11 protein-coding genes are annotated in these 9,211 nt (G+C 69.5%); 9 read left to right on the top strand and 2 right to left on the bottom strand.

Features of this window, described 5'->3' with window-relative positions; translation table 11 throughout:
- The 8 genes from AN233_RS06525 to katG form a co-directional block, all read left to right on the top strand.
- The coding region (locus tag AN233_RS06525) for a cytochrome ubiquinol oxidase subunit I (protein ID WP_080508396.1) at positions 1-1,345 on the top strand (1,345 nt) is incomplete at its 5' end.
- On the top strand, positions 1,342-2,337 hold the full coding sequence (locus AN233_RS06520) for a cytochrome d ubiquinol oxidase subunit II (RefSeq protein ID WP_058365994.1): 996 nt from the start codon (positions 1,342-1,344) through the stop codon (positions 2,335-2,337). The genes AN233_RS06525 and AN233_RS06520, both read left to right, overlap by 4 nt.
- A 130-nt stretch (positions 2,338-2,467) precedes the next feature.
- Positions 2,468-2,680, top strand: a complete 213-nt coding sequence (locus AN233_RS06515; protein WP_058365993.1) for a hypothetical protein — start codon at positions 2,468-2,470, stop codon at positions 2,678-2,680.
- A 2-nt stretch (positions 2,681-2,682) separates the two neighbouring features.
- The gene (locus tag AN233_RS06510) at positions 2,683-2,877 is read left to right on the top strand and encodes a hypothetical protein (protein ID WP_125919992.1); all 195 of its coding nucleotides are present in this window, start codon (positions 2,683-2,685) and stop codon (positions 2,875-2,877) included.
- Between the two features lie 102 nt (positions 2,878-2,979).
- Positions 2,980-3,147, top strand: coding sequence for a hypothetical protein (locus tag AN233_RS17245; protein WP_176696657.1), 168 nt, complete (start codon positions 2,980-2,982; stop codon positions 3,145-3,147).
- Positions 3,148-3,292: 145 nt separating this feature from the next.
- Positions 3,293-3,454, top strand: a complete 162-nt coding sequence (locus AN233_RS17240; RefSeq protein WP_176696656.1) for a DUF7563 family protein — start codon at positions 3,293-3,295, stop codon at positions 3,452-3,454.
- A gap of 120 nt (positions 3,455-3,574) precedes the next feature.
- Entirely contained in the window at positions 3,575-4,159 is a 585-nt protein-coding gene (locus tag AN233_RS06505; RefSeq protein ID WP_058365991.1) for an NAD(P)/FAD-dependent oxidoreductase, read from the top strand.
- Positions 4,160-4,430: 271 nt separating this feature from the next.
- Positions 4,431-6,575: a catalase/peroxidase HPI gene (katG, locus tag AN233_RS06500; protein ID WP_058365990.1), complete on the top strand. Its 2,145-nt coding sequence runs from the start codon at positions 4,431-4,433 to the stop codon at positions 6,573-6,575.
- Between the two features lie 639 nt (positions 6,576-7,214).
- Here the strand turns inward: katG and AN233_RS06495 are convergent.
- On the bottom strand, positions 7,215-7,970 hold the full coding sequence (locus AN233_RS06495) for a hypothetical protein (RefSeq protein WP_058366055.1): 756 nt from the start codon (positions 7,968-7,970) through the stop codon (positions 7,215-7,217).
- A 136-nt stretch (positions 7,971-8,106) separates the two neighbouring features.
- Here AN233_RS06495 and AN233_RS06490 point away from each other — a divergent pair, with 136 nt between their 5' ends.
- A complete protein-coding gene (locus AN233_RS06490) occupies positions 8,107-8,499 on the top strand; it encodes a CopG family ribbon-helix-helix protein (RefSeq protein WP_058365989.1) in 393 nt (130 codons plus the stop codon).
- A gap of 31 nt (positions 8,500-8,530) precedes the next feature.
- Here the strand turns inward: AN233_RS06490 and AN233_RS06485 are convergent.
- The coding region (locus AN233_RS06485; RefSeq protein ID WP_176696661.1) for an NAD+ synthase at positions 8,531-9,211 on the bottom strand (681 nt) is incomplete at its 5' end.

The following is a 9,211-nucleotide window of genomic DNA, read 5'->3' as shown; positions in this document are numbered from 1 at the left end:
CGCGCCCTACATCGTCTACTTCACGTACAAGGAGGTCCGCACGGGCGAGGAGCGGTTCGCGCGCCTCCGCGGCTTCTGGACGAAGGTGTTCGCGCTCGGGTTCGTACTCGGGACGGTGACGGGGATCCCCCTGAGCTTCCAGTTCGGGACGAACTTCGCGGCGTTCTCGACGTTCGCGGGCGAGGTGATCGGCGGCCCGCTGGCGTTCGAGACGTTCATGGCGTTCTTCCTGGAGGCGGTGTTCCTCGGCATCCTGCTGTTCGGCCGCGACCGCGTGAGCGACCGGCTCTACGTCGGCTCCTCGGTGCTGGTGATGGCCGGCGCGTGGGCCTCCGCCTTCTGGATCCTCGTCGTCAACGCGTGGATGCAGACCCCGCGCGGGTACGAACTCGTCGAGCGCGGCGGCGAGACGCTCGTCCGACTGACGGACCCGGTCGCGGCGTTCACGACGCCCCGGCTCCCGTGGCTGTACGTCCACATGACCAACGCCGCGGTCGTCTCCGTCTCGCTTCTGATCGCGGGCGTGGCGGCGTACTTCGTCTGGGCCAACGAGGAGAGCGAGCCGTGGGCGCACGCGCTCCGAGTCTCGGTCGCCGTGCTCGCGGTCGCGGGCGTCTTTCAGGTGATCCACGGCGACGCCTACACCCGCCACGTCGTCCAGACGCAGCCGATGAAGTTCGCGGCGATGGAGGCCGCCTACCAGACCAAACAGGGCGCGCCGCTGCACCTGATCGCGTTCCCGCGGAACCTCGGTGACATCCTCGACCCTCGTGCCGAGAACCTCGTCTCCGTCTCCATCCCCTACATGGCGTCGATGCTGGCGTCGATGGGCGACCCGAACGCGGTCGTCTACGGGCTGGAGGAGTTCGACGTGGAGAGCCCGCCGGTCGCGGTCGTCTTCTGGTCGTTCCGCACGATGGTGACGCTCGGCTTCTGGTTCATCCTGCTCGGGGTGTGGGGCGTCTATCGCCTGCGGAAGGGGCGGCTCGCGACCCGGAGCCGTCACCTCCAGCTCCTGTGGCTGTCGACGCCGCTCGGGTTCGTCGCCATCGTCGTCGGCTGGTACGTGACCGAAGTGGGACGCCAGCCGTGGACGATTCAGGACCTCCTCAAGACCGACGCGGCCGTCTCGCCGAGCGTGACGGGGATCGAAGCCGCGCTGTCGCTCGGCGGATTCATCACGCTGTACCTGCTGTTGCTCGCCGGCTTCCTCGCGGGCTGCAAGTGGCTCGTCGACGAGGAGCTCGAGCGCATCGACGAGGCGACCGCCGGGGCCGTCGCGGAGCCCGACGTGACACCGGACCCGACCGAGCCCGTTCCCGACTCGGGAGGTGACGGCCCGTGATCCCGGTCGACGGCTACCTCGCCCCCGCGCTGCCGGAGGTGTGGTTCGGGACGCTGTTGTTCGCGTTCGCGATGTACGTCTTCCTCGACGGCTTCGACTTCGGGCTGGGAATGGTGTACGCGACCCGGGACGACGAGGCGGAGCGCGAACAGCTGCTGGCGGCGTTCGGCCCCGTCTGGGACGCCAACGAGGTGTGGCTGGTCGCGTTCGGAACGCTGCTCGTCGCCGCGTTCCCCGCGGTGTACGCCGCGCTGTTGAGCGGCCACTACCTCGCCGTCTTCGGGCTCCTGTTCGCGCTCCTGGCCCGGGGCGTCGCCGGCGAGTTCCGGGAGCTGAACGACGACCCCGAGTGGCGTCGGATCTGCGACCGCCTGTTCGTCGTCGGCAGCGTCGCCGCGCCCTTCTGTCTCGGGCTGATCGCCGGCGGGTGGGTCTTCGGATCGGGGATCGTCGGACTCCCGAGTCTGGTGACGGGGCTCGCGCTCGTTGGCCTCTCGTTCGTCGCCGGCACCGCCTACGCGGCGCTGAAGACGCGCGGCGACCTTCGGGCGGACGCGCTCGCGCTCGGTCGGCCCGCGACGGCGGCGTACCTCGGGACGCTCCTCGCGCTCGTCGCGACGCTGGTCGCGCTGGACCCCCTCGGCGCGGGCGGACGCCTGTTCGATCCCGCCCCGCTCGCCGCGGCCGCGGCGACGGTCGCGCTTCCGGTCGTCGGACTGGCGCTGGCCGCGCGGAACCGAGTTCGGGCGTGGCTGTGGAGCGTCGGGCTCGGTGCCGGGTCGCTGGTCCTGCTGGTCGGGACCCTGCTGTATCCGCACGCGTACCCCGCGACCGGGCTGACCGTTCGGGACGCGGTCGCGGCACCGGTCACGCTCAACCTGCTCACGCTCGTGGCGGGGCCGTTCCTGTTCGTCGTGCTCGGCTACTTCGTCGTCCTGTACACGGTCTTCTCGGGGCCCGTCGAGGAGAGCGAGACGGGCTACGGCGGGTGATCCGGGACGGACGGTCGTTCCCGCCCTCCGACTGTCCGACGGACGCCCATGGGGTCCGTGAGCGTCCACGGATTCCGGCAGCGTCCGCGGGTCCGGTGGGTTTTTGCCCGACCGCGGCCGCGATAGGGCAATGACCGACGACTCGGACGACCCACTGGTGCCGATCGTCTGTGACGACTGCGGCACGCGGTCGCGGATCCCCCTCTCGGAGGTTGCGGACGCGGTCGCGCGGCACAACGAGACGCGTCACGACGGCGAGGAGGTCGCTGCCGTCGACCCCGCACTCGCCGACCGCATCGCCGACATGGCGGCGGCGGATCTGGGCCTGCTCGACGGGGAGTGACCGTGCGGGGCCCTTCGCTCGTCGACGTGATCCCGCACTACGCCGTGATGCTGCTCGCCGTGTTCCTCGCGGTCGGCGCCGCGGAGTACGTCGCCGGCGACCTCTCGCTGTGGGTCGAGCTGGCGATCATCACCGCCGTCGTGTTCACCTATCGCCCCGTGGCCCGGCTGCTCGGCCTCGCGCCCGAGGGCTGGTGAAGTCGCGGACGGGCGGCGGCCGGGCCGCGTCGGCCGCATTCGGACCTCGCCCCGCGCACGGGACCGAACCTGTTAATAGGGTGATGGGTGTCTCGCACACCCATGGTGTGTACCGTCTGCAACGGCGGGGGTGGTGAGCGGGTAACCGTCTCGTTCGTCGACTCGGACACCGAAGTGGCGGTGACGCTGTGTCCGACGTGTCGCGAGTCGTTCGCGTCCGCGGACGTCTGTCGGGTGCTGTCGGCGGCCGACGCTCCCTCGACGCCCTGAAGCCTGTCGGACCCGGACCTGGGCCGATCGCCGGCCTGATCCGGACGTGGGCCGAGCCCCGGCCGAGCCCGGGCGGGATCGAACAGGGTCGTGCGAGGTGGGAACAAACAGTACTGATTTATATTGGCATCCGTGTGTGTGAGATATGCCCGAGTGTCAGAATTGCGGATCCTTCGTCACGACGCAGTACGTGCGGGTGTTCACGCCCGACGAGGTCGACGAGCCGCGCGTCTGCCCGAACTGTCCGGACCGGCTACGAGACGGCGCGGAGGTCCGCGAGGCGCGGTCGAAGCGTCGCTCCGAGTGACCTCCACGTCCGCGGTGCCCGCCGGTTTTCCTTCTCCGCTTCGCGTCATTCCGCCGTCCAGTACCGGCCGTCGCGACCGTGGCCGGCACGCATAAGTCTCGGCCGACGGAACGATCGGGCATGACGGACGTACTCGTCGTCGGCGGCGGCCCGGCCGGACTGAGCGCGGGACTGTTCGCGGCCAAGAACGGACTCGACGTGACGCTGTTCGACGCCGACGGCACGTGGATGCACAAGGCGCACCTGTTCAACTACCTCGGGATCGGCTCGGTCGGCGGCTCGGAGTTCCTCGCGACCGCCCGCCAGCAGGCCGACGACTTCGGCGTCGACCGCAAGCAGGGAGAGGAGGTTACGGGCGTCGCGACGACCGACGGCGGGTTCGCGGTCGAGACCGAGGCGGGCGAGTACGAGGCCGACTACCTGATCCTCGCGACCGGCGCGAACCGCGACCTCGCGGAGGAGCTGGGCTGTGCGTTCACCGACGAGGAGGTCGTCGACGTGGACGTGACGATGGAGACGAGCGTCGCGGACGCGTACGCGACCGGCGCGATGGTCCGGGCCGAGGAGTGGCAGGCGGTCATCTCCGCGGGCGACGGCGCGTCGGCCGCGCTGAACGTGCTCTCCAAGGAGAAGGGCGAGCACTACCACGACTTCGACGTGCCCGCCGACGCCGAGCGCGTCTTCGGCGACATGGCCGACGAGTAGGCTCGCAGTCCCGACCCCGAACAGAAATGTTCTGACACGTATGGCGTGCCTTCGACGCTGCTTCGAGGACCGATAAACCGCCGTCGGATCCGGTCCTGATTGCCGGGACGTGAACGTGTTCGCGGGAACCGATAACTAGTTTTTTGTAAGTACGATTCTTCCTTCCGGACACGAGAAGATCATCGATGTCACTGGACAAATCAGACGACGGTACGGGCGAGACGACCTCCATCGCGCTCGCGACGACGCGCGTCACGGAGGGTGATCGGCGATGAAGAAGAACGAGGACTGGTGGCCGGAGCTGCTGGACCTCGACGGCCTCGACCGGAACGCCCGCGACGTGGGCCCCTACGATGAGGAGTTCGACTACGCCGAGGAGTTCGAGAAGCTCGACTTCGACGAGGTGAAAGCCGACGTCGAGGCGGTCCTGACCGACTCCAAGGACTGGTGGCCGGCCGACTACGGCACCTACGGTCCGCTGTTCATCCGGATGGCGTGGCACAGCGCCGGCACGTACCGCACCGTCGACGGCCGCGGTGGCGCGGCCGGCGGCCACCAGCGCTTCCCGCCGCTGAGTAGCTGGCCCGACAACGTCAACCTCGACAAGGCCCGGCGCCTGCTGTGGCCCGTCAAGCAGAAGTACGGCCGCAAGCTCTCGTGGGCGGACCTGATCGTCCTCGCGGGCAACGTCGCGCTGGAGTCGATGGGCTTCGAGACGTTCGGCTTCGCCGGCGGTCGCGAGGACGACTGGGAGCCGGACGAGAGCGTCGACTGGGGTCCCGAAGACCAGATGGAGGAGATGTCCCCCGAACGCTTCGACGAGGAGGGTGACCTCAAGGAGCCGCTCGGCAACACCGTGATGGGCCTCATCTACGTGAACCCGGAGGGCCCCGACGGCGAGCCGGACACGGAGGCCTCCGCGAAGAACATCCGCCAGGCGTTCAGCCGCATGGCGATGAACGACGAGGAGACGGTCGCGCTCATCGCCGGCGGCCACACCTTCGGGAAGGTCCACGGCGCGGCCGACCCCGAGGAGCACATCGGCCCCGAGCCCGAGGCGGCCCCCATCGACCTGCAGGGGCTCGGCTGGGAGAACGACTTCGGCGAGGGCAAGGGCCCGGACACGATCACCAGCGGCATCGAGGGCCCGTGGAACACCACGCCCACGATGTGGGACACCTCCTACATCGACAACCTGCTGGACCACAAGTGGTGGCCCGAGAAGGGTCCCGGCGGCGCCTGGCAGTGGACCACTCAGAGCGGCGAACTCGACGACGCCGCGCCCGGCGTCGACGACCCGGAGGACCGCGAGGACGTGATGATGCTGACGACGGACGTCGCGCTGAAGCGTGACCCCGACTTCCGCGCGGTTCTGGAGCGGTTCCAGGAGAACCCCGACGAGTTCCAGGAGGCGTTCGCGAAGGCGTGGTACAAGCTCATCCACCGCGACATGGGCCCGCCGGAGCGGTTCCTCGGCCCCGAAGTCCCGGACGAGGAGATGCTGTGGCAGGACCCGCTCCCGGACGCGGACTACGACCTCATCGACGACGCGGACGCGGCCGCGCTGAAGGAGGACCTCCTCGACTCGGAGCTCTCCCGCACGCAGCTGGTCAAGACCGCGTGGGCGGCGGCGTTCACCTACCGCGACAGCGACAAGCGCGGCGGCGCGAACGGCGCCCGCCTCCGGCTCGACCCCCAGCGCAGCTGGGAGGTCAACGAGCCGGAGGAGCTCGCGGACGCGCTGGAGACGTACGAGGAGATTCAGACGGAGTTCAACGAGGCGCAGGCGGACGACACGCGCGTCTCGCTGGCCGACCTCATCGTGCTCGGCGGCAACGCGGCGGTCGAGCAGGCCGCGGCCGACGCCGGCTACGACGTGACGGTCCCGTTCGAGCCGGGCCGCACGGACGCCTCCCAGGAGCAGACCGACGTGGAGTCGTTCGAGGCGCTCAAGCCGAAGGCCGACGGCTTCCGCAACTACCTCGGCGACGGCTACGACGAGGCCGCCGAGGAGGTGCTCGTCGACAAGGCGGAGCTGCTGAACCTGACGCCGCCCGAGATGACGGCGCTCGTCGGCGGCATGCGCGCGCTCGGCGCGACCTACCGCGACACCGACCGCGGCGTCCTCACCGATAGCCCGGGCACGCTGACGAACGACTTCTTCGTCAACCTGCTCGACATGGGCACGGAGTGGGAGCCCGTCTCCGACACCGAGACCGTGTTCGAGGGCTACGACCGTGACACGGGCGAGCAGCAGTGGGAGGCGACCCGCTTCGACCTCGTCTTCGGCTCCAACGCCCGCCTCCGCGCGCTCGCGGAGGCCTACGGCGCCGACGACGCCGAGGAAGAGTTCGTCCACGACTTCGTGGACGTCTGGCACAAGGTCATGCAGAACGACCGCTTCGACCTCGAGTAGCACTCGGTCGGCGCGGTTCGGACTTTTTGCGATCTTGGCCGGCCGCTGTTGACGGACAGCGATACTTAGTGGAGCGGTGTGTTTTTGTCTGTTTTCTGCTACTTGTGGGTGTTTTTGTGACTGCTGTCGATCCTGCTACTGGGGACAGCAACACCCAGAAAGCCCCAGCCGGCTCGACCGCGCCGGGTTCCGGGAGACGGTCCGGGCTGCCTGCAGTGGCGGGCTGCCGGGCTGCGACTCCCGTCGTCCCGCTCGTTCCTCGCGGGACCCTCGCTGCGCTCCTCGCTCTCAACACCGCCCGCTGCGGTGCTTGCGTCGTCCGGGCGGGTTCGAGCCGGCTGCCCCTTTCAGTCCCACCCACCGCAACCGCACCGCAGACCTCGCACCTCCCCAGCCTCGGCGGCGGCGCGGCCGCGAGACCGCACAGCAGGCGGCCGCGCCGCCGCCTCCCTCGCGCGGTCGCGGCGCCACAGGGGCGCCGCGGCGCGCGCCGACAGCACGGCACTGCAACCGCACCGCTCTGCGACCGCACAGCACCGCACCGCCACGAGTTTCAAAAAGCGAGGTGTCTGAACCGGTCTGCAACACTCAGTATCGGTTCCTTCCAGCATTCAGAAAACGCCCGCTGTATTGCGAGTTTCAGAGCAGCCCGGTGATGAAGCCGACGCCCATCACCACCAACACGACCGCGGAGAAGACCGGCAGGTAGGGCGCGTAGCGCTCCACGTCCTCCTCGAAGCGCTCGTAACCCGCGATCAGCAGGAGCGTGAGCGTCACGATGCCGACGATCACCGTCAGCGCGTAGGCGCTCATCAGTTCGAGACAGTGGTTGGACCCCGCACACAGCGCGATGATCTCGAACTCCTCCTCGTGGGCGAACCCGAGGACGAAGGCGAACCACGCGATGCCGAGCAGGCCGCGATCGGCCGCGTCGTCGAACGAACCGTGGGCGTGCGTGTGGCCGTCGTGATCGTGGTCGCCGTGCTGGTGGTCGTCGTGCTGGTGGTCAGCGTGCTGGTGGTCGCCGTGACCGTCTGCGTGGTCGTGGCTGTGCCCGTGTCGGTACTCGCGGACGCCGAGGCCGATCAGCAGGACGCCCGCCACGAGGCTCACCGGTCCGCCGACCTCGACGCCCGGCGCGAGCGCGATCGGCTCGTTCACCTGCGTCAGGTCGAAGTACGCGGTCGCGTAGAAGAACACCGCGACCATCGCGATGCTGCTGATCAGGTGGCCGACGCCGATAATGAGGCTCGCGGCCAGCCCGTAGAGCCACTTGTTCGAGCGGTCGAGCGCGTACGTCGCCGCGACCGGCCAGCCGTGTCCCGGTTCGATCCCGTGGATCGCGCCGAGCGCGACCGCACCAACGAGGAGTCCGAGCGCTTCACCGTGGAGCATCGTGTCGTCCACTCCAACCGCAAGCCGTATAGCGGTTGTTAGGACCGATCCCGCCGGTCCGTCATACGCGGTCGGCCGCGATCGCCTCCGCTTCGCTCGCGACCCGTTTTTGTGACCCGCACCCCAACCGGTCGGCATGCGAACGAGTCTGCGCGTTCCGGACGAGGTCGTCGCGGAGTTCGACCGCGTCTGGCGCGACGAGGGGTTGGAGAGCCGGTCGCGGGCGGTCCGCGAGGCGATGCAGGAGTACGTCGAAGCGCACGCCCGACTGGAGGAGGAGGACGGCGAAGTCGTCGCGCTGGTGGGGTTCGACTACCGCCACCACGAGGTGATCGCGGACCTCCACGCCGTCCAGCACGAACACCAGGACGTGATCCAGAACACCAGCCACACCCATCAGGGCGAGTGGTGTCTGGAGGCGCTGTTCTGCCGCGGACCGGCCGATCGGCTTCGAGAACTCGTCTACCGCCTCCGCGATTTCGACGGGGTCCGGCGCGTGAAGGTGCTGGGGATCCGGTCGCGGGACTGAGCGGCGCCGCGACACACGGATCCCGGTCCGTTCAGGAGTCCCGCCGCTCGACCCCGGGCGTCGGCGGCACCTCGCGCTTGTGCGCGGACCCGCGCCACATGTCCGCGAACTCCCGGACCGTCTCCGCGTCGATGTCGGTTCGCTCCGCGACCTCCGGGACCGACAGCCCGCGGTCGACGATCGAGCGGAGGATCCGGTCGATGGTCTCGTAGCTCTCGCCGAGTTCCCCCTCGTCGGTCTGGCCCTCCCACAGCTCCGCGGTCGGGGTCTTGCCGACGATGCGTTCGTCGACGCCGACCGCGCGGGCGAACGCGTACACCTCGGTCTTGTAGCAGTCGCCGAGCGCGGCCACGTCGACGCCGCCGTCACCGTACTTCGTGAAGTAACCGAGCAGGCGCTCGGAGCGGTTGTTCGCCCCGAGCACCAGCAGGTTTCGGCGGTTCGTCTCGCGGTACGACAGCAGCATCCGCGCACGAGCGCGAACGTTTCCGACGGTGACCCGGTCGCGGTCCTCCGCGGGCACGTCCGCGAGCGTCGCTTCCACGATGGGCCCGATGTCGACCTCCAGCCGGTCGACCCCGAGCGCGTCACACACCTCGCGGGCGTCGCGCATGTGCCGCTCCGCGGAGGGCGCGCCGGGCATCACCAGCCCGAGCACGCGGTCAGGGCCCAGCGCGCCCGCCGCGAGGTGCGCCGCGAGCGCCGAGTCGAG

The sequence above is a fragment of the Haloparvum sedimenti genome, from assembly GCF_001462205.1.
Classification (GTDB): domain Archaea; phylum Halobacteriota; class Halobacteria; order Halobacteriales; family Haloferacaceae; genus Haloparvum; species Haloparvum sedimenti.
Note: the sequence above shows the minus strand (reverse complement) of the source record. Positions and strands in the feature narration are given on the sequence as shown.

Excerpts from the sequence above, each read along its gene's own strand:
- AN233_RS06505 (WP_058365991.1), top strand. The coding sequence starts at position 3,575 with ATGACGGACGTACTCGTCGTCGGCGGCGGCCCGGCCGGACTGAGCGCG.
- katG (WP_058365990.1), top strand. The coding sequence starts at position 4,431 with ATGAAGAAGAACGAGGACTGGTGGCCGGAGCTGCTGGACCTCGACGGC.
- AN233_RS06495 (WP_058366055.1), bottom strand. The coding sequence starts at position 7,970 with ATGCTCCACGGTGAAGCGCTCGGACTCCTCGTTGGTGCGGTCGCGCTC.
- AN233_RS06515 (WP_058365993.1), top strand. The coding sequence starts at position 2,468 with ATGACCGACGACTCGGACGACCCACTGGTGCCGATCGTCTGTGACGAC.
- AN233_RS06490 (WP_058365989.1), top strand. The coding sequence starts at position 8,107 with ATGCGAACGAGTCTGCGCGTTCCGGACGAGGTCGTCGCGGAGTTCGAC.
- AN233_RS17245 (WP_176696657.1), top strand. The coding sequence starts at position 2,980 with ATGGTGTGTACCGTCTGCAACGGCGGGGGTGGTGAGCGGGTAACCGTC.
- AN233_RS17240 (WP_176696656.1), top strand. The coding sequence starts at position 3,293 with ATGCCCGAGTGTCAGAATTGCGGATCCTTCGTCACGACGCAGTACGTG.